This window comes from Marinomonas ushuaiensis DSM 15871, from assembly GCF_000521805.1.
Lineage (GTDB): Bacteria > Pseudomonadota > Gammaproteobacteria > Pseudomonadales > Marinomonadaceae > Marinomonas > Marinomonas ushuaiensis.
This window is the reverse complement of record NZ_JAMB01000004.1, coordinates 80,393-101,189: the sequence shown is the minus strand read 5'-3', so window position 1 is coordinate 101,189 and position 20,797 is coordinate 80,393. Positions and strand designations below refer to the sequence as shown.

At 41.3% G+C, this 20,797-nt stretch carries 19 protein-coding genes; 15 read left to right on the top strand and 4 right to left on the bottom strand.

Annotated features, from left to right (window positions below):
* Window positions 1–8 precede the first annotated feature (8 nt).
* On the top strand, window positions 9–1,754 hold the full coding sequence (locus tag MUS1_RS06315; RefSeq protein ID WP_036160288.1) for an aminotransferase class V-fold PLP-dependent enzyme: 1,746 nt from the start codon (window positions 9–11) through the stop codon (window positions 1,752–1,754).
* 68 nt (window positions 1,755–1,822) lie between these two features.
* Here MUS1_RS06315 and MUS1_RS06310 read toward each other — a convergent pair whose 3' ends face one another.
* Both MUS1_RS06310 and MUS1_RS06305 read right to left on the bottom strand, forming a co-directional pair.
* The gene (locus MUS1_RS06310) at window positions 1,823–2,281 is read right to left on the bottom strand and encodes an MOSC domain-containing protein (RefSeq protein WP_036160287.1); all 459 of its coding nucleotides are present in this window, start codon (window positions 2,279–2,281) and stop codon (window positions 1,823–1,825) included.
* A 273-nt stretch (window positions 2,282–2,554) separates the two neighbouring features.
* Window positions 2,555–2,776: a DUF6500 family protein gene (locus MUS1_RS06305; protein WP_036160286.1), complete on the bottom strand. Its 222-nt coding sequence runs from the start codon at window positions 2,774–2,776 to the stop codon at window positions 2,555–2,557.
* A gap of 156 nt (window positions 2,777–2,932) precedes the next feature.
* Between MUS1_RS06305 and MUS1_RS06300 the strand changes: the two genes are divergently transcribed.
* From MUS1_RS06300 to MUS1_RS06275, 6 genes are all read left to right on the top strand, one after another.
* A complete protein-coding gene (locus MUS1_RS06300; protein WP_036160285.1) occupies window positions 2,933–3,193 on the top strand; it encodes a DUF4212 domain-containing protein in 261 nt (86 codons plus the stop codon).
* 5 nt (window positions 3,194–3,198) lie between these two features.
* Window positions 3,199–4,965 (top strand): sodium:solute symporter family protein, encoded by a 1,767-nt coding sequence (locus MUS1_RS06295; RefSeq protein ID WP_036160284.1) that lies wholly within the window; start codon window positions 3,199–3,201, stop codon window positions 4,963–4,965.
* A gap of 200 nt (window positions 4,966–5,165) precedes the next feature.
* The gene (locus tag MUS1_RS06290; protein ID WP_036160283.1) at window positions 5,166–5,711 is read left to right on the top strand and encodes a hypothetical protein; all 546 of its coding nucleotides are present in this window, start codon (window positions 5,166–5,168) and stop codon (window positions 5,709–5,711) included.
* 235 nt (window positions 5,712–5,946) lie between these two features.
* Complete coding sequence (locus tag MUS1_RS06285; protein WP_036160282.1) at window positions 5,947–6,150, top strand: hypothetical protein; 204 nt, start codon at window positions 5,947–5,949, stop codon at window positions 6,148–6,150.
* 240 nt (window positions 6,151–6,390) lie between these two features.
* Window positions 6,391–6,849 (top strand): GNAT family N-acetyltransferase, encoded by a 459-nt coding sequence (locus tag MUS1_RS06280; protein ID WP_036160281.1) that lies wholly within the window; start codon window positions 6,391–6,393, stop codon window positions 6,847–6,849.
* Window positions 6,850–6,864: 15 nt separating this feature from the next.
* Complete coding sequence (locus tag MUS1_RS06275) at window positions 6,865–8,244, top strand: HD-GYP domain-containing protein (RefSeq protein ID WP_036160279.1); 1,380 nt, start codon at window positions 6,865–6,867, stop codon at window positions 8,242–8,244.
* A 131-nt stretch (window positions 8,245–8,375) separates the two neighbouring features.
* Here the strand turns inward: MUS1_RS06275 and MUS1_RS06270 are convergent, their stop codons facing one another.
* Complete coding sequence (locus MUS1_RS06270) at window positions 8,376–9,686, bottom strand: M18 family aminopeptidase (RefSeq protein ID WP_036160278.1); 1,311 nt, start codon at window positions 9,684–9,686, stop codon at window positions 8,376–8,378.
* A gap of 87 nt (window positions 9,687–9,773) precedes the next feature.
* On the opposite strand from MUS1_RS06270, the gene MUS1_RS06265 reads away from it, so the two are divergent.
* From MUS1_RS06265 to MUS1_RS06245, 5 genes are all read left to right on the top strand, one after another.
* Window positions 9,774–11,867, top strand: coding sequence for a carboxy terminal-processing peptidase (locus MUS1_RS06265; protein ID WP_245595764.1), 2,094 nt, complete (start codon window positions 9,774–9,776; stop codon window positions 11,865–11,867).
* 144 nt (window positions 11,868–12,011) lie between these two features.
* Window positions 12,012–12,302, top strand: a complete 291-nt coding sequence (gene ybfE / locus MUS1_RS06260; protein ID WP_036160276.1) for a LexA regulated protein — start codon at window positions 12,012–12,014, stop codon at window positions 12,300–12,302.
* 128 nt (window positions 12,303–12,430) lie between these two features.
* Entirely contained in the window at window positions 12,431–13,009 is a 579-nt protein-coding gene (locus MUS1_RS06255) for a thymidine kinase (RefSeq protein ID WP_036160275.1), read from the top strand.
* Window positions 13,010–13,011: 2 nt separating this feature from the next.
* Window positions 13,012–13,908 carry a recombination-associated protein RdgC gene (locus MUS1_RS06250; RefSeq protein ID WP_036160274.1) on the top strand — a complete coding sequence of 299 codons (897 nt, stop codon included), beginning with the start codon at window positions 13,012–13,014 and terminating at the stop codon, window positions 13,906–13,908.
* Between the two features lie 179 nt (window positions 13,909–14,087).
* Entirely contained in the window at window positions 14,088–15,266 is a 1,179-nt protein-coding gene (locus tag MUS1_RS06245; RefSeq protein ID WP_036160273.1) for a cation diffusion facilitator family transporter, read from the top strand.
* 31 nt (window positions 15,267–15,297) lie between these two features.
* Here MUS1_RS06245 and MUS1_RS06240 read toward each other — a convergent pair whose 3' ends face one another.
* Entirely contained in the window at window positions 15,298–16,596 is a 1,299-nt protein-coding gene (locus MUS1_RS06240) for a DNA recombination protein RmuC (RefSeq protein ID WP_036160271.1), read from the bottom strand.
* 54 nt (window positions 16,597–16,650) lie between these two features.
* Here MUS1_RS06240 and MUS1_RS06235 point away from each other — a divergent pair, with 54 nt between their 5' ends.
* The 3 genes from MUS1_RS06235 to MUS1_RS06225 are packed head-to-tail and all read left to right on the top strand — an operon-like array spanning window position 16,651 to window position 20,723.
* A complete protein-coding gene (locus MUS1_RS06235; RefSeq protein ID WP_036160270.1) occupies window positions 16,651–17,268 on the top strand; it encodes a YigZ family protein in 618 nt (205 codons plus the stop codon).
* Window positions 17,269–17,270: 2 nt separating this feature from the next.
* A complete protein-coding gene (gene rapA / locus MUS1_RS06230; RefSeq protein ID WP_036160268.1) occupies window positions 17,271–20,099 on the top strand; it encodes an RNA polymerase-associated protein RapA in 2,829 nt (942 codons plus the stop codon).
* 6 nt (window positions 20,100–20,105) lie between these two features.
* Window positions 20,106–20,723, top strand: coding sequence for an RluA family pseudouridine synthase (locus tag MUS1_RS06225; RefSeq protein ID WP_036160266.1), 618 nt, complete (start codon window positions 20,106–20,108; stop codon window positions 20,721–20,723).
* Window positions 20,724–20,797 lie beyond the last annotated feature (74 nt).

Here is a 20,797-nt window from a genome sequence, read left to right as displayed (position 1 = left end):
GACAACACATGCCAACGGCGACACTTACAAGAATTGAAAAAGACACAAACAGGGAAACAAGCGATAAAAGCCAAGACACTATCATGGCTCGTATTCGTCAAGGCGTTATTGGTAAAGACACTCAAATAACCACACCATTTGGGCAGAGACTATTAACTTATGCGGACTATACTGCATCGGGTCGAAGTTTAGATTTCATTGAAGACGCTATTCATCAGTATGTTCTTCCTCTTTACGCCAATACTCATACGGAAGCGAATGCGACAGGCCAACAAACCACAACGTTTCGAGAACAAGCCCGAGACCAAATCCGCACAGCCGTGAATGCCAACGATGAAGACTTAGTCATGTTCTGTGGCAGCGGCGCCACCAGCGCAATAAATACACTTATTACCCAATTGGCGTTACGTCAACTATCGCTAGACGAAAAATCCAACATCTGTGTTTTGATCGGCCCCTATGAACATCATTCTAACGAGTTACCATGGCGAGAATTAGATGTTGAAGTCATTCGGATTGCAGAATCAAAAGATGGCGATGTTTGCCTCAACGATTTAGAACAACAACTTAAAACGAATCAAGGTAAACACCTAATTGGTAGCTTTAGTGCGGCTTCAAATGTCACTGGCATTTTATGTAACCAAAATGCCATCACAGAGCTTTTACATTGTTACAATGCACTATCATTTTGGGATTTCGCAGCTGCCGCACCTTATGTTGAATTAGACATGAACCCTAAAAAAGATTCTAAATTTGTCAAAGATGCGATGTTCTTTTCGACTCATAAACTCATCGGCGGGCCAGGTACACCGGGTATTTTAGTGGTTAAGAAAGCCATTATCAAAAATCAAAAACCGAGCCTTATTGGTGGTGGAACCGTATCGTTTGTAACCCCTAAAGACCATACATTTTTGCCAATAGGTGAACGTCGTGAGGAAGGCGGTACACCAGGCATCGTTGAATCTATCCGAGCAGGATTAGTATTCCAACTTAAGCAAACAGTCGGAACCGACGCGATAGAAAAACGTGAACATGAACTGGTTAAAATGATAGACAATAGATGGCGTAAAAATCCGCTAATAGAACGTTTAGGCCATCAAGAAGCAAGTCGTTTGTCTATTACGGCATTTCGAATTAAAACGAAACGTGACTCTTTGCAGCAGAGCTATTTGCACCATGGTTTTGTCACCGCCCTACTCAATGATTTATTTGGTATCCAAGTCCGCGGTGGTTGCTCTTGCGCTGGCCCATATGGACATCAGTTATTAAACATCAATGAGCAAGAATCGAAACGCATTCAAGAGGCCATCAAGCAAGGTGAGAAATTGGTAAAACCAGGCTGGGCTCGATTCAATCTGAATTACTTTTTAGACGATACTGAAGCCAACTTCATTTTGGATGCCATCGACTTTGTCGCTCAAAATGGTTTAGCCCTATTGCCTTTTTATGCTTACGACCAAAGTACCGATTTATGGCGTTTCCAAGGCAACAGCCCAACGCCAATGTCATTGACTAACTTGCTATGGAAATCATTAGACGAGAAAAACAGCAATAAGAGCGACAATCTAGATAACAACAACCTAGAAAATAGCGATTTAGAAAGTCAAAGATTAGACAGTAAAAATGCCTATTTGGCAGAAGCTCTGAAGATTGTTCATCGTTGCCAAGAAGGCCAATACACCATTCAAAAGCAACCTTTTAATACTGAGTTTAATGATCTTAAACGTTTTGTATTGGTTCAAGACCTTTTCTAAAAAGGTTTGGAAGCGCTAACAAATAACTTGGCGCTTTCTTCTTTCTTCTAAAAAACAAAACTGAAAAATCAGCTTTTTAATAAATTAAACTGCATACCGACGCGCAATATTCCTGTAGTCAAAACATTGGCTCTTAATCCTCCTGTCCGCGCCCACGCTTTCACAACTTGAGAGGATGTTAACGAATCGTTTGACAACGCTCGTCCAAGAGTACCGCAAGGTTCACACAATTCGACGCCATAAAAACGAACATTGCCAATAGAAAACTCTTGCCCGACCAACTGATTCAATCGAACACTTTGCGTGATGATGTTGCGTCGAGTGGATGATTGGCTAATGCTTTGACCAAAATTTGCATTAAACGCAGCAATCGCTTCACTTTCAACAAACGTAATGTTCTGACCCACTTCACTGCGCTTTCCGTAATTTCTATCACCTACAATACCTTTGCCGGCGTCTACTTTAACGGCATCTATACCAACCTGAGATTGCTTAGATTTTTTTGCCACATAAATCGCTTGAATCAACTATTGCCTCCTGAGGCATTTTATTTTCTATCACGTACTTTTCTATCAAATGCTTTGTATCATAACGTCTTTTAAAGGTTTAAATCGGCAAGATCACAACCATTTTTTGATACAAGACAGTTACTGCAATGAATCTATTATATGCCTTAAAACAAAACGCCCAATACCTTTGCCTTGATATTCCTCGATCGTTGCAAATTTACGCAATCGTGCAGCTTGTTGTTTTCTTACTAAATATTCATTAGGTTACTCTTCAGCTTTTTAAGACCTTGATTATTCATTTAATCCCGTCACCATGGAATGAATTTTTGTCGCTTTCTCAAAGTGATTAAGTTCATGCTCCTCGATCCACCATTGAGCTACCTCCATTAGAGCTGCAGGATCATCATTTTTATTTGCAAAAAAAGCATAAAATGAAACCTGAACGCCATCACCTTTTTGTTTAATTTTTTCAGCACATACTGATAGAATTTTTTCTCTAACTCTTGTATTCATACATTTTCTCCCTTTTTTTCCTTAGTTTACGCTTAAACCCTGTGCGGTATCATTATGATAAATAAACCCTTTATGCGACTAAAGTCTGACTTCTAATTCAACAAACCCCTGATAGATTAGATAGTGCAAATAAAAATAATTATAAGGAGATCTACAATGTCAGATCATAACAATAATGCAGAAAAATACTGGCAAGCAAACTTAAGGCTGATTCTAGGCAGTCTAGTAGTTTGGGCGCTAGCCTCTTATGGCTGTGCCATCATACTTCGTCCTATGCTCTCGGGCATTATGATTGGAGGCGCTGATTTAGGCTTCTGGTTTGCTCAGCAAGGTTCTATCCTCGTATTCATCATTTTGACTTTCTTCTACGCGTGGAGAATGAACAAACTAGATGAAGAATTTGGCCTTCAGGAGTAAGACGTATGGATCAGTTTACTATTAATTTACTTTTCGTTGGCGGCTCATTCGCGCTTTATTTCGGTATTGCCTTTTGGGCACGAGCTGGCTCTACAAAAGAATTCTATGTTGCCGGTGGCGGTGTTCACCCGGTATTAAACGGTATGGCGACAGCGGCAGATTGGATGTCTGCAGCGTCTTTCATCTCTATGGCAGGCTTAATCGCAGCAGGCGGTTACGCTAACTCAACCTACCTAATGGGTTGGACTGGCGGCTATGTACTGCTTGCTATGCTACTTGCACCTTACTTACGTAAGTTTGGTAAGTTTACTGTGCCAGACTTTATCGGTGACCGCTTCTACAGCCAAACAGCTCGTCTTGTTGCTGTAGCTTGTTTGATCATTGCTTCGGTAACATATGTTATCGGTCAAATGACTGGTGCCGGTGTGGCTTTCTCACGCTTCTTAGAGGTCGATAACAATACTGGCTTAATCATCGCTGCGATTGTGGTTTTCTTCTACGCTGTATTAGGTGGCATGAAAGGGATTACCTACACTCAGGTGGCTCAGTATGTTGTATTGATCATCGCTTATACCATTCCAGCGGTTTTCATCTCTCTGCAACTAACCGATACTTTCATTCCTGCAATAGGCCTTTTCTCTACTCATGCTGAATCTGGCATACCTCTGTTACAAAAATTAGATGAAGTAGTACGTGAACTTGGTTTCCAAGATTACACAGCTGATGTTGATAACAAATTAAATATGATTCTGTTTACTCTATCATTGATGATAGGTACTGCAGGTCTGCCACACGTTATCATTCGTTTCTTCACCGTACCTAAAGTGGCTGATGCTCGTTGGTCAGCAGGTTGGGCATTAATATTCATCGCTTTGTTGTACTTAACAGCACCTGCTGTTGCGTCTATGGCTCGTTTAAACCTATTAACGACTATTTACCCAGACGGTCCAACAGAACAACCGATTGAATACGCAGAACGCCCAGATTGGGTTCAGACTTGGGAAACAACGGGGCTAATCAAATTTGAAGATAAAAATGGTGATGGTCGTGTTCAATACTATAACGACGTTCCTGCATTCCAAAACGAAGCTACGGCTCGTGGCTGGGAAGGTAATGAATTAGTTGTTAACCGTGATATTCTAGTATTAGCAAATCCAGAAATCGCAAACCTTCCAGGTTGGGTTATTGGCCTTATTGCAGCTGGTGGTCTTGCGGCCGCACTATCAACCGCAGCAGGCTTATTGTTAGCCATATCCTCCGCAATCAGTCATGACTTAATAAAAGGTTCGATAAACCCTAATATTAGTGATAAAGGAGAGCTGAAAGCCGCTAGGATATCTATGTTTGTTGCCATAGTTGTAGCCACTTATTTAGGTATGAATCCGCCAGGATTCGCAGCCCAAGTAGTTGCTTTAGCCTTTGGTATCGCAGCAGCATCCATCTTCCCTGCGTTAATGATGGGTATCTTCTCAAAACGCGTAAACAGTAAAGGCGCAATTGCCGGTATGCTTGCAGGCTTAATTTCTACCCTTGTGTATATCTTTCTATTCCTTGGTTGGTTATTTATTCCAGGCACAGCGTCATTTGCGAATACACCTGATAACTGGTTATTTGGTATTTCACCACTGTCGTTCGGTGCGATTGGTGCAGTGATTAACTTTGTGGTTGCCTTCACAGTGTCTTCAATGACAGAAGAGCCTCCAAAAGAAATCCAAGATCTAGTTGAAAGTGTTCGTTATCCTCAAGGTGCTGGCGGTGCAGTTGATCATTAATACACATTGATCAATGTTAGTGTAAAAAGCACTAGTACAAAAAAGCACTATCTGTAATGATCGAGCCTTCTATTTTGACTTTCTAGCTTAGAGAGCTAAAAGTAGAAGATAGAAGGCTCGATTCCTTAATACCTTATCTAGTAAACAATTTTTAATAAGAAACACCTTAATAAACAATCCTTAATAAAAAGAGAAGATTTATGATTTGGGAACTCATTGCGACGATTTTCGCCGGTATCGGCGGCGCGGGTATTGCCCTACTAATCAGAAAACTATCTAGACAAATGGCGCCAAAATGGTTAGTTCCTGCGTTTGCAGGTATAGCCATGCTAGGGTTTCAAATCCAAGGCGAATATGACTGGTATGACCATCAAACAAGTTTATTACCTAGTGGGGTTGTGGTGGTAAAAGCGGTTGAAGAAGAAGCGCCATGGCGTCCTTGGAGTTATATTTACCCTCAAACTATGCGCTTTATTGCGGCGGATGTTGCCAATTCTGCTACAAACAAGATTGACCCGAGTCTTGTATTGGTCGATTTGTATTTTTTCGAACGTCGTAGTCTAGCAAAACGCGTCCCACAAATTATTGATTGCGTAAACGAAGCAAGAGCCGATTTTACTCAATCATTGAGTGCGCCATCAGATACGTCTATTGAATCAAAACCTCCTACTGATTCATCAACGACTTGGTATCCACTTGATAGCGATGACCCTTTAATAACGGCTCTTTGCAGTAGCCATTCATAATTTTCCCCTTTTAATCATGGCGTCCTAGAATCATTATTCACTCTAGGGCGATCAACGATCTAACTTTCTAGCAAACGCTTGAAAGTCCATCACTTCCAAAATAGATTAGTTTTTTTCATCTATTGGCGTATTTTTTATCGTTTGTCATCATCCAGCGTGAGCTCTATCATTTGATTATCGAAGTAAAGAACTTCTTAAAGAAATTAATTGATAAACAATCAAACTGGAGAATATTATGCAAACTGAAAAATGGGTTAGTGAAATGATCGATTCTGTTAATACAAGTTATATGTCTGAAGCCGAAAAACATACTATGTTGGTCAATACAGAACGTGCAGACTTCATTGCGAACCTTGTTGTATCTGGTTTTACTAAAGCCGCTAAAGTGTTTACAGCAATTAAGAAAAACCTTAACCCTTACTCTATTAAACACGCTTAATTAGCATCAAGAACACAGCAATAAGAAAGAAATATCGAGTAAGCATCTATTGGTTAAAATACATCGACCAAAAATAGATAATATAGCTTACTCACTGGATTGGTCGCGAAAACAAGAATATAAGCGCACCAACGTCCAGCCTCCCTCTTTAATGACAAATCATGTCAATTATCCTTTTCCAAATCTAAGTATTTCAGCCAGAATAGACAATTCAAAATAATATTATTGGAAAGAAATAAAATGATTTCCTGGCATTGCTTACTTTTTAATGAATTAGCCGTTCGCACTCTTTATGATTTAATAAAAGCGCGTGTTGATGTTTTCGTGGTCGAACAGAATTGCCCATACCCAGAGTTAGATGATGTTGATACATTACCGGATACAAAACATTTATTTGCTATGGACAATGATCAACCCGCTGCTTACGTTAGAGTAATCGCACCTAATGTTAGCTACCCAAATCACAGCAGTATTGGTCGTGTTTTGGTTGTTGCTGATTATCGAAAAGATAAACTAGGTCACGCTCTTATCAAGCAAGCCATTCAGGCCGCGTTAACATCATGGCCAAATACACCAATAAAAATTGGCGCGCAGTCTCACCTTGAAAATTTCTATCAATCCCATGGTTTTAAAAAAACATCTGAACCTTACATGGAAGATGGAATCGAACATATTACTATGGTTTTAACACCCAAATAAAAAATGGGAAATCGCATGTCATTACTACCTAAATCCGATTATATCCAACTGTCGGAGCTTATGCTGTCATTAACGATGGCACTTGATATGACAGAAGGGCAACCGCCAGAGCACTGTATTCGCTGTTGTTGGATTGGTATGCATATTGGCGAGAAAGTTGGCCTAACAAAAGATCAACTTTATGATTTGTATTTCACATTACTTCTAAAAGATACCGGTTGTAGTAGTAATGCAGCACGAATCTGCGAACTCTATTTAACCGATGATTTATCATTTAAACGCAATTTCAAAACTGTTGGCACTAGCTTATCCAGTGTTATCAACTTCGTTATGAAACATTCTGGAACAGGACAAAGTTGGAGTAAACGAATTAGCACAACCATTGATGTGCTAAAAAATGGTACTGATTACGCTCAAGAACTTATTGAGACTCGTTGTACTCGAGGAGCAGACATTGCTCGTGAGCTTAGGTTTAATGAGAATGTTGCATTAGGAGTACACTCCCTTGATGAACATTGGGACGGAAATGGTAGGCCCGAAAAACTCGCTAAAACGGATATTCCAATTCATTCAAGAATTGCCTTATTGTCACAAGTCATTGACGTTTTTCAATATGAAAACGATCTAGAAACAGCGTTAGCCGAAGTAAATGAAAGAAGCGCTAGCTGGTTTGATCCTGAATTGGTTAATATTTTTAACGACATAGCTAAAGATGAATCATTTCGAGCAACACTCGCCTCTCCAAATATTCTCCAAAAAGTCATGGCATTAGCACCTGCCCAAGCGAATATGCTGTTAAAAGACGACTACCTTGATTGCATCGTTTCTGCTTTTGGCAAAATCATTGACTCAAAAAGTCCATATACAGCAGGACACAGTGAACGAGTCGCTTTATTTACTGACATGATTGCTCAAGAAATGGGCATTGATACAGAAACAAGAAAATGGTTAAAGCGCGCAGCTCTATTACATGATGTAGGAAAATTGGGTGTCAGTAATACAATTCTAGATAAACCTGGCAAACTGGACTCAGACGAGTGGCAAGCCGTACAAATGCACGCACAATACACAAAAGACATCCTGTCACACATTTCATCGTTCAAAAATCTGGCTGATATGGCCGGGTCTCATCATGAAAAACTGGATGGTACAGGCTACCCTCTCAAACTTACTGCAGACCAAATATCTATTCCAACACGGATTATTACTACAGCAGATATATTCGATGCCATTACTGCAGAGCGTCCTTATCGCGGCGCGGTGCCAGTCCCTAAGACATTAGAAATTATGGAAGAAAATCTGCACAGCGCTATTGATATAGAATGCTTTGAAGCGTTAAAACGCAGCTTGAAAAAGCTTCCTGATGAACTCACGCTAATGAATGAAACTAAATGATTTAGACAGCAATGCAAGATTGACCTATAAAAAAGCCGTAAACAGAATGAATTTTTTCATTATTTACGGCTTTTTATTTCTACTGATAATTCCGTTAATACTTCAGAAGTAATACTTCTATAGAGAAAAAATTAACGAGTCATTAATGTCTCACGCTGAGTAAACCTCGCCAAGACTTTATATAAACCATAAGCATCACGGCTGCCTGCTAACTCTCGAATAGAGTGCATTCCAAACGTTGGCAAACCAATATCAATGGTCGGAACACCGATTTCGCCAGACGTAATAGGTCCAATCGTACTACCGCACGCCATATCACTGCGCACAACAAAACATTGCACGTCATAACCTTCTTCTGCCGCAATATCACGATAGATACTCGCCGTCTCACTGTTCGTCGCATAACGCTGATTGGCGTTCACTTTAATAACCGCACCCTTGTTAATCGCTGGAGCATGGTTCTTATCATGCTTCGCTGCGTAATTCGGATGCAAAGCATGAGCATTGTCAGCTGACACCAACATAGAGCGCTGCATGGCTTGTACATATTGCTCTGGATTCGGTGTTATACGGCGCAATACATCTTCTAAAAATGGACCGTTTGCACCACATGCCGACAGGCTGCCAATCTCTTCATGATCGGTACAGACTAATAAACTAGGGCGAGCAGTTATTTGATCGTCTTTTGGATTTAGAAGTGCTTGCAAACCAACAAAACAACTAAGCAAATTATCCAAACGAGCCGAACAAATATACTCTTTATGCAAACCTACCAATGCGGCAGGCTGAGTGTCGTACAAACTCAATTCAAAATCTAAGATTTTTTCAATGGATAAATCAGCATACTGCGCTTTAAGCTGAGCTTTTAATAACTCATGTAAATCAAATTCGTTTTCTGCACCGCATAAAATAGGTAAAATTTCTTCTTGAGGGTTTACAGAAAAACCTTCATTTGCGGTTCGATTTAAATGAATTGCCAGATTAGGCACAACGGCAATAGGGTCTTTGAAATCTACCAAGCGACTAACAATGTTTCCATCTGTTGTTTTTAATGTAATACGACCAGCAATCGATAAATCTCTATCCAACCAAGTATGCAGTAAAACACCACCATAAACTTCCACACCTAATTGGTGATAGCCAAAGCGATCCACTTGCGCATTAGGCTTCAATTTCAAACATGGACTGTCAGTATGTGCACCGATCATGCGCCAACCAGTTTGATTGATATCAAGCTGAGGAGTGGTGAAAGCGATTAAAGACGACTCATTTCGCGTCACAAAGTACTTTCCGCCTTCGTCAAGAACCCAATTATCTTCTTCCAATAATTCAACGAAACCCTTTGCTACCAAAGCGCTGCGCATACTGGCTGTCGCATGAAACGGAGTAGGAGATGATTGTAAAAACGACAAAAGCGTGTCATTAAAATTTGAATATTCCATAATTTCCTATAAGCACAATGCTGTAAAAAAGTGACTTTTTAACACTTTGGCTAGCCTTCCAGCCCAGTGTCTAATATGATTTTACCAATGACGTATAAAATAGACAGAGAGAACCCCTACTGGATGAACTATAAACGCCTTTTACTTTGCCTCTTAACCGGCTATACATTTTCCGTAACACCTGCGTTTGCTTATCAGGAGTTACAACCACCTCATGAATACGACAAAGTATCAAAAGAATTGGTCGAGATGCTTGAAGGCATTCATTATAACAGACCAAATATCGGGGACACTATTTCTGCGCAAGCGTTTGACTATTATATTGACGCCCTCGACCCGACAAAGAGCTTCTTCTTACAAAATGACATTGAAAACCTGTCTAAATACAGAAACAGCTTTGATGACGCTTTAAGAAACGGCGACACACAAGTTGCTTATACTATTTACAATCTTTACTTAGAGCGTTTTGAAAAACGCTTATCCAACATCCAAGATCACCTTCCAGAGATGATCAAAGGGTTTGATTATGAGATTGACGAAACACTTAACGCTGATCCTGACGAACAAAAATGGGCAACCACGGAAGCTCAATTAGATGATTACTGGCGCAAGCGCATTAAAAATCACGCTTTGGTGCTTAAGTTAAATGGTGAAGACGAAGAAAAAATCATCTCAACCATCGAACGTCGCTATAAAAATCAGCTTAAACAAGTTGATCAAACTAACGCTATTGATGTGTTCCAAACATTCGCCAATTCAATTACCGCAGCATTAGATCCACATACAAGCTACTTTGCTCCTCGTGCGTCTGAAACATTCAATATCAATATGAGCCTGTCATTAGAAGGTATTGGTGCTGTACTACAAATGGATGACGACTACACGAAAGTCGTGCGTCTAGTCCCTGGTGGCCCAGCAGCAACACAAAGCGAATTATCACCAAACGACAGAATCATTGCCGTTGGCCAAGAAGGCGAACCTATGGTTGATGTCGTCGGCATGCGTCTTGATGATGTTGTCGATATGATTCGTGGTGAACGAGATACCACCGTTATTCTAGAAATCACGCCAAGCAAAGGTGCTACGCAAACCAGCAAGAAGATCAGCATCGTTCGTAAAAAAGTAAAACTGGAAGATCAATCTGCTAAAAAAGAAATTGTCGAAATAGAGCGTGATGGTGAAACTTACAAAGTAGGTGTGATCACATTACCCACTTTTTACTCTGATTTCGAAGCAATCCAAGCTGGCGATAAAGATTATAAAAGCTCAACGCGCGATACAAAAAAACTGATTGAAGAACTCAGTGAAGAAAATATCGTAGCCCTAATTCTTGATCTAAGAAACAACGGCGGCGGCTCACTTCAAGAGGCAAATTCACTGGCAGGATTATTCATTCCATCAGGCCCAACAGTACAAATACGAGATCAAAGTGGTCGAGTAACGCCATTAGGTGATTCAGACCCAAGCATCACCTACAGCGGCCCAATGGGCGTATTAATTAACCGCATGAGTGCATCCGCATCAGAAATCGTTGCCGGAGCCCTACAAGATTACGGTCGCGCACTTATCCTTGGTGATCAGACATTTGGTAAAGGCACAGTGCAAGTCCTTCAAGAGTTAGATAAAGGTCAACTGAAAGCCACTCAAGCTAAGTTCTATCGTATCTCTGGTGAAAGCACACAACATAAAGGCGTTATGCCTGATATCGCCTTCCCTTCTATCATAGATAAAGAAACAGTTGGTGAAAGCGCATTAGATAACCCTTTGATTTGGGATAAAATTCATGAAACACGTTATCCAGTATACTGGAACATGCCTGCTTACTTGCCAATTCTAGAGCCTCGTCATGAAGCAAGAATGGCGGCGAATCCTAATTTTGTTGCTATTAACGACCAAATTAAAGAATTCAAAGAGCAAGTAGAAATTTATAAAACACTGTCTTTGAAAGAAAGCACTCGGATAAAGCAAAGAGAAGATTCTAAAGTAAGAGAGTTAGGACGCGAAAATGCTCGTCGTAAAGCGCTTGATTTAGAATTACTTACTTCTGTTGACGACATAGAGCCAGTTGAAGAAGATACCTACGCGAAAGAAGCGTCTGAAATACTGTTAGACTTTATCGCAACGAATCAGATGGCGGAAAAACAAGCTCAACAACAAGCAAAGGCAACTGCGAAAAAATAACGCCAAAGAGTTAAAAAAATAGCAGTAAAAGATTGCTGCTATAAAACGAAAAGCCGTCTTTTACGGCTTTTCGTTTTATGACACTTGCCTTATCTACTCAGTAGAAAGGCAACCTTCATTTTACCGACACGAATAAATAGACTCATGGCAAAAGCGTCATCCGACCGGAATACAATCGACTTATTTGGCAAATCCCCTGGCCGACCTCGTTCTAAAATACTAACGAGAAAAGATCAGCTAAAGGTCAATAAACGCCTTCAACGTGAAAAAGAAAAAACATTGGGGTTAAAACGTCTAGAATTGGTTATCGATCAAGAAACCATAACTAAGCTCGATCAACTTTGCGAAGCTCAAGGCATAAAGCGCTCAGAATGGCTCACTCTTGCAGTGAATAACAACCTAACAAAAACCAAAACGACGAAACCTAAAAAATAGAACCACTTATTTTTAGAAATAATATTAATAATGCACAGCAACCCTGCAATATTAAAAAAAACACTTCTAATATTGATTTGATATACTACCCAGCTCATTTATAAAGCAACGCAAATAAACAGACTCATATGGCCAAACTGTATTTTTATTACTCAGCAATGAACGCAGGAAAATCAACGGTTCTACTGCAATCAGCCCATAATTACAAAGAACGTGGAATGCGGGTTTTACTGCTAACAGCGTTAATTGATGATCGTTTTGAGACTGGGAAAATCTCTTCTCGGATTGGTATTTCTGCAGAAGCGAGCCTATTCGATAAAAATACAAACCTCATACAGCTAATAAAAGAAGAAACTGACTCTCAGAAATTGAATTGCATATTAATTGATGAAGCTCAGTTTTTAACCAAAGAACAGGTATACGATTTATCTGAAGTCGTCGATACACTGCACATTCCTGTTTTAGCCTTTGGCATACGTACTGATTTCAAAGGTGAGTTATTCGAAGGAAGCCAGTCATTATTGGCTTGGTCTGATAAATTAATAGAATTAAAAACCGTGTGTCATTGTGGTAGCAAAGCTACTATGGTCATTCGACTTAATGAGCAAGGAATTCCCGTTAAGGAAGGCGCGCAGGTAGAAATTGGCGGCAATGATCGCTACCTATCTGTTTGCCGTAAACACTTTAAAGAAGCCGTGAGAGACTAATTATGTGGTTCAAGAATGCCCAAATATTTCAGCTAAAAGACACAGAATCACTCGATACTAATGAATTGATCGATAAAATACCTGAATTTCCACTAAAGGAATGCGGCTCTCAGGAAGAATTTTCTTTCGGCTGGTTACCCCTTATTCGTAACAGTGAACAATGGAGTCTAGCAAGTGATCATTGTTTGCTTTTCCGCGCAGGCAAAGAAGAAAAAGTATTACCTTCTGCCGTAGTTCGTGAAGAACTGGAAGCAAAAGTGGCTGAAATTGAACTCATCGAAGGACGTAAAGTTGGCCGTAAAGAACAAGCCGACATGAAAGATGAATTAGTTTTTACACTTCGTCCCAAAGCATTTTCAAAGCGTACAGATATCTGGGCATACATTGACCTAAAAGCAAAAATCTTAGTTATTAACAGCACCAATACTGCTATGACAGAGTTGTTGTTTAAGCACCTACAAACCACGCTAGGCAGCTTCCCTATGACACCTCTACAGGCGCAAGTTGCTCCGTCGTCTTTGATGACTGATTGGTTGGTGAAAAACGAAGTCCCTGCTAGCCTAGAAACTGGTGATGAATGTGAGATTCAAGACTCTTCAGAAGACAAAGCAACCATTCGCTTTAAAGCACTAGAGCCTTTATCAGAAGACGTTACACGTCACCTAGAGCAAGGTATGGCGGTGAAAAACCTTGCACTTCGTTGGACGGATAAATTGAGCTTTGTACTCCATGATGATTTAACACTACGTAAAATCAAATTTGATGACGCTCTGAAAGAAGCCGCTTTCAATGAATCGCAAGGTGGTGGATTGTCAGACATGGACGCCAATTTTTCATTAATGTCATTGACTATGAGAGAGTTCTTTTCGTCTTACTGTTTATGGTTCGAAATCAACTAAGCAACTTTTTGCCCAAGCTTTTCCACAGATGTCGTGGATAAGCTTGGGGAGAACATTCTCTAAGCCAGCAACGATGGCAAAACACCAAAAAGCAACTTATTTTTTTTCTTAAATACTTAATTTTAAACACTGCAGTTCTAATAATCTGATAGAACAAAGCATCATTTCTGAGTGAATAAATGTCAAAACTTAAGCAAGAACAAGACATAGCAAAACGCGTCACCCTTGTGGGCGCTATTTGGGACGCTATTTTAGGGCTAGCCAAAGTTTTTGCCGGTTATTTTTCTCAGTCTCAAGCCCTTATGGCCGATGGTATTCACTCGCTATCCGATTTGGTAACAGATGTATTTGTGTATTTCGCCTCAGCCAATTCTCGCCAAGGACCTGACGAAAACCATCCTTACGGCCACCTTCGTTTTGAAACACTCACTACCGTCTTTTTAGGCATGGTATTAATCATTGTCGCCCTTGGCATTGCTTATGAATCCATTGAAGCGCAAACAGAAGGCATACAGGCTCAATTCACTTGGTACGGTTTAGCGGCTCTTCTAATGACAATTATCGTTAAAGAAGCCATTTTCCATTACACGAAAAAAGCGGGTGACCAGATTGGCAGTAAAATGCTAATTGCCAATGCATGGCACAGCCGAAGTGATGCCTTGTCTTCCATTGCGGTACTCATTGGGTTGGTCGGTGTGTATTTTGGTTATGCTTGGGCTGACATGGTCGCATCCATCGTGGTTGCTTTATTGATTAGTAAAATGGCTGTCAGCATGGTTTGGGAAAACCTTGCTGAATTAGTCGATACCGCACCCGACCCAAAACTGATGGAGAGAATCAAAGAAACGGCAAACAGTTTAAAACACGTCATGGCGCCTCATGATATGAGAGCCAGATCCATGGCAGGAAAAATCTATCTAGACATGCACATTCATGTACCCAGTCACGCCAGTGTTAGTGAAGGTCATTATCTTGGGGATTTAGTGGCTTATACAATTAAACAAGCACACCCTCAAGTTGAAGATGTGATGGTACATATAGACACAGATGAGAAAATTCAGACAGACAGTTTTATTCATGAACCGACATCGGAGAAACCACCACAACTTAAATTGCCAGCACGTCATCAAATACTTGCGGATTTAGGTTTCTTGTTGCGTCAACATGCCGCGTACGTGGATATTCCAAACACCAGACTGCATTATCTAAATAACCATCTGAATTTAGAAATTATAGCTCTGTCTGAAAAAGCGCCCGAAGGTGCCGATTTGAAACGACTGACTGCAGGTATTTTGCTGGATTTACAAACAGTCAACTACATTCAAACTGCAACGGTATTGTGGGACCTCGGCTCTTAACTTGCGTTCATTTATATCAATGAACTCTGTGTTAATCTGACTCGTCATTATTTAAATATTCAACCGGCAACGCTCTACTGGTTTTTGCCCCCATGAGCTTGAGTTTTTCTGCCCGTGAAACAAGATTACCGCGCCCTACCGTAAGCTTCTTCAAAGCAGAATCATGACTGCGCCCTACTGCTTCTAATTTACTGCCAATGTCATCCATGTCTTGCACAAAGCCAGAGAACTTATCGTACATGGCACCCGCTTGACGAGCGATTTCAATGGCGTTTTGACTCTGCTTTTCATTACGCCAAATATTTTGAATCGTTCTCAAGGTTGCCAATAAATTCGATGGTCCAACAATGATAATATTGTGCTCAAACGCTTCACTAAATAAACCATTATCCGCTTGTAACGCCAGACCGAATGCCGCTTCAATAGGAATAAACAGCAAGACAAAATCCAATGAAGTTATACCGGGTAAATCATGGTAAGACTTGGAACTTAAATCCTTCATATGACGGCGGATTGCATCTAAATGAAGTTTTAATGCGCGACTTCTGTCTTCATCCGTTTCCGCTTCCATATAAGAAAGATAGCTAATCAGGATCATTTTTGAATCCACAATAATTTGCTTACCTTCAGGAAGATGAATTACCACATCAGGTTGTAAGCGACGACCTTCTTCAGTCTGATAAGACGTTTGAACTTGATATTCTCGGCCTTTTTCCAAACCAGAACGCTCAAGAATTCGTTCTAAAATCACTTCGCCCCAACCGCCTTGTAACTTATTTTGACCTTTCAAAGCGTGAGTCAAACTGGTGGCATCATCACTGATTTTTTGATTAAGCTGCTGCAAACCTTTGATCTCTTTAACCAGAGAAAAACGCTCGCGGGCTTCTTCCTGATAGCTTTTTTCGACACTCTCTTGGAACTTTTGAATCTGTGAACCCAAAGGGGTTAACAAGGTGCCAAGCTGACGTTCGTTTTCTTTCGCTAATTGCTGACCTTGTTGGCTCATGATTTCATGGGCTAGTTGCTTAAATTCTGTCTCATTTTGCTTTTTCTGTTCACGATAAAAGGCTTCTTTTTCCTGCCATACACTTTGAGCCGCGGCGAATTGCTGCTCTAACGTCAGGGACTCTTTCTCCAAATAATGAATTTGATCTTTAGATCGCTCCAAAAGACGCAGTAATTCCTCATTTTGTTGCCGCATTTTTTCCTCTGCCTGCTGCCACTGACGACGCATAGCCTGTACAATAGCGGCAGCAACGCCAGAAATAAGAATCGTGCCGATACAAAAGCCCGATAACACCCAAACTGATTGTGAAAGCCAATCTGTCATATAAATTAAAACTCGCTATTTTTTATAGAGAAAACAACCGTTAAGCAAGTTTACATGGATTACTACCTAAGCCCAACACACACTCAACGCTTTGATCTAGAAATCAAAAATAGCCAGTTCCTTACGACAGTAAGCCGAACCAAAGGTCGTGTTGCGGCAAAAGCCTTCATTGATGAAATGAAGCAACGTTATCCTGATGCAAACCATCATTGCTGGGCGTTTGTTGCCGGTGTCCCAAATAATGCGCATTTATGGGATCAAAGTGACGATGGCGAACCGAAAGGTACGGCAGGAAAACCCATGTTAAACGTATTACAGCATTCGGATTTTGGAGAAACAACGGTTGTGGTGACACGTTTCTTCGGCGGTATAAAACTTGGGGCTGGCGGCTTAGTAAGAGCCTATAGTCAAGCAGTACAGGAAGCCCTTTCACAAACTATTTACGAAAGTGTTTACCCACGCAGCCCCGTTCAGCTAAAAATAACCTATCCTTTATTGGGAAAGGTTGAATATTGGCTAGAGCAAAGCGACATAGAAATTACCAACAAAACATACAGTGACAGCATCATGATTGATCTTGCTGTCATTGAACGTACTTGGCCCGAACAAAAAGTCATATTGACGGATTTGTGCCAAGGTAGCTTAACTTTAATTGAATCGGACAAAGCATAATCATGTATCAAACTGGACAAAGATGGAGTAGCCGCAACGAGCCTGATCTCGGCGTTGGCATGATAGTAGACAAACAAAGCAAATCTTTTACCTTGCACTTCCCTGATGCAGAAACCGATCGTTTATATTCACACGACCAAACCAGTCTTGTACGACGAACATTAACCGTCGGCGACCAACTTCATTATCAAGGTGAAACATTTACTATTTTAGAAGTAGAAGATGTAGATGACCTTATCGAATATCGCATTAGTGATGACGAAGACTGGTTAGAAGAATCCTTGATTCAATTTCCTCGTAACGACAAAAACGAACTGGATTCGCTATTAGCCTTGTCTCCTGCTCGCCGTATGTGGTTTGATCTTCGTCGTCACACATTAGAGCATCAAGCTGAAAATGCCGCGTCTCAAGTTCGCGGTTTAATGGGCTTAAAGGCTGAGCTTTTACCTCACCAAATTTATCTTGCTCATGAAATTGCCAATCGTCCTAAAGCACGTGCGCTTTTATGTGACGAAGTGGGTATGGGTAAAACCCTAGAAGCGGGTTTGATATTGCATCAACGCCTATTAAACGGCTTGTGTAAGCGCGTTCTTATCTTGACGCCAACTAACTTACAACACCAATGGCTTGTTGAAATGCTGCGCCGTTTTCATCAGCCTTTTTCACTGATCAATGAATCCGTGTATGAAGACTTCATGGATGGCGACGACAACCCATTTGAGCAACAACCTTTTGTTATTGCCCCCATTGATTGGGCGAGTCAGCATCCAAAAGCCACTCAGCACATGATAGATGCCGAATGGGATATGGTCATTGTTGATGAAGCCCATCACCTTGCGTGGCACCCTGAAACACCAAGTATTGGCTATCAGGTGGTAGAACGCTTAGCAGCAAAAACTGAGTCGCTTTTATTATTGAGTGCAACGCCAGAACAAACCGGCGAACGAGAGCATTTCTCTCGCTTGCAGCTTTTAGATGCTGATCATTATCACGATTTCGATCATTACTTGGCTCAACAGCAAGAATTCAAACAAGCCGCTGAATTGGCGGAAGCTTTGTTACCGTTTTCACAAGAGGGCGACACGTCTGAGCCACTCAATTGGCAAGAAGTATTTGCTCAGTACTTAGATGAAGTAAAATCAAAAGATTGGTTTATTTCACTAACAGATAAGAAGAACAAAGACCGCTCACAAGCCGCACAAGAAGCCATTAGCTGGTTGATTGACCGTCACGGTACAGGCCGTGAAATGTTCCGTAATACACGTGCTGCCGTGGGTGGTTTCCCAGATCGTTACTTGCATTCTTACCCATTGGAAAACAATGAGTTTTTTGCTTCCGCAAGCCACCATGTTCAGCCAGAAACCGACGTTGATGATGGCTTATGGGAAAAAGATCCGCGCTGGATTTGGTTAAAAGAATTCCTCGAATGCCAAGCTGACAAAGTCTTGGTTATTTGTCATACCGCCGACATGGCGCAATGGCTGAATGATCAGTTAACTTTTGCTGGCTTCCAAAGCGCTGACTTCCACGAACAAATGCCTTTGATTCACCGTGACAGAGCCGCAGCGTATTTTGCCGATGACGACGGTGCACAAATTCTTGTTTGTTCTGAGATTGGCAGTGAAGGTCGAAACTTCCAATTCAGCCATCATATCGTTATGTACGATTTACCTGAACATCCAGATTTATTGGAACAACGTATTGGACGCTTGGATCGCCTAGGGCAATTGAATGACGTACAAATTCACGTACCTTTCATCAAAGAAAGTGTTCAAGAACGTTTATTCCATTGGTATCACCACGCACTGAATGCTTTCTGCCGCACAACGGGTTCTGGCGATAAAGTGGAAGAAGCGTTCGGCGATAGCTTACATGCTTACCTTCACGGTCAAGACGACGATACCGATTTGCTTAACGAAGCACGTATCTACCACGAAGCGCTATTGAAGAAAATGGAACAAGGTCGCAATCGATTACTTGAGATGAGCTCTTGCCGTCCAGAACAAGCGCGAGACTTGATAGAACAAATCAATCATCAAGCGACAAAAGGTTTACATCACTATATTGAACAAGTAACTCACGCCTTCAATATTTATGCAGACTGCATGGACGACACACCAGAAAAAGCCGCGTGGTTCTTGCGCCCTTCTACCGACATGATGCTAGAAGCCTTACCGGGTATTGAAGAAGAAGGCAAAATGTTAATGCTGGATCGTCGCCAAGCAAGCCAACGTGAAAACGTCGCCTTTGCAACGTGGGAACACCCGCTTATCACCATGCTAATGGACGAAGTCCAAGGCTTCGATTCTGGTAAATTAACCTCCGCGATTTTGCCGATTGCCGCCCTTCCAGAAGGCACGGTATTGGTCGAAAGTATGTTTGTTATCGAAGCGACAGCTCATCCACGTTTGAAACTGGCTCAATCATTACCTATGACGCCAATGTGGCAGCTGTCAGATTCCAATGGTAAATTCCTTCATCAGCAATTTACCGCAGACAAATGGGCTGAAAAACTCAAAGGCGTGCCGAACCGAGTCGCAGAGCAATGGGTCGCTGCATTGCGCAAGAACCTCATTGAAGTATTGCAAGCTCATCAGCTAAATGCCCAAGACCAAGCACGTCCGATTGTTCATACAGCGAAAACGTCTTATCAACACCGCTGTCAAAATGAAATCGATCGTTTGGTTGAATTGAAGTCGTTCAACAATGCTATTCGTGATGAAGACATTGAATTGTTGGAAAACAACATGCAGGAAGGTTTGGTTCGAATTGATGAACATCAAATTCGTCTCGATGCGATTCGCATCATTTTAACAACTAAACCTGAATAAACTTAGTTGTTAGATATTCTCTACGAAGATGAATGGTTCGCCGTCATCAATAAACCTGCTAATTGTTTGTCTGTGCCTGGAAGAGGCGCAGATAAACTCGACTCTATTTTACACAGAGCCGAGCAGAAATTTGGTGAAGCCTTTACCATTCATCGATTAGACGAAGCCACTTCAGGGCTCATTCTTGTGGCGAAAACCCATGAATGCCAAAAACGCATGAATGCGTATTTTCGTGAACGAGAAGTACAGAAAGAATACCGCGCGCTATTGCGCGGTCATCTTTTAGGGGAAAAAGGCGAAGTAAGAAAGCCATTACGATGTGATTGGCCTAACCGTCCAAGACAGATAGTTTGTACCGACGAATGGAGCAAGGATTCGATTACTTTATGGGAACCCATCGCCTATGAAGGCAACACAACACGTGTTCGACTAACGCCTTACACTGGCCGGTCTCATCAGCTTCGCGTGCACATGCAAAGCCTTGGTCACGGTATCATAGGTGATGAATTCTATGACGACCAATACACCAACGAACCACGACTGCTGCTTCACGCTTATCGGTTGGAGTTTCGTCATCCCTTTACTAAAGCTTGGGTCGCGTTTGTGGCTCCCTGTCCTTTCTGATTCTTTACTTAAAAGACAAAAAAAAGCAGCGACTGTTTCCAGCCTCTGCTTCTATTAACTTAATTCTTTTAAAA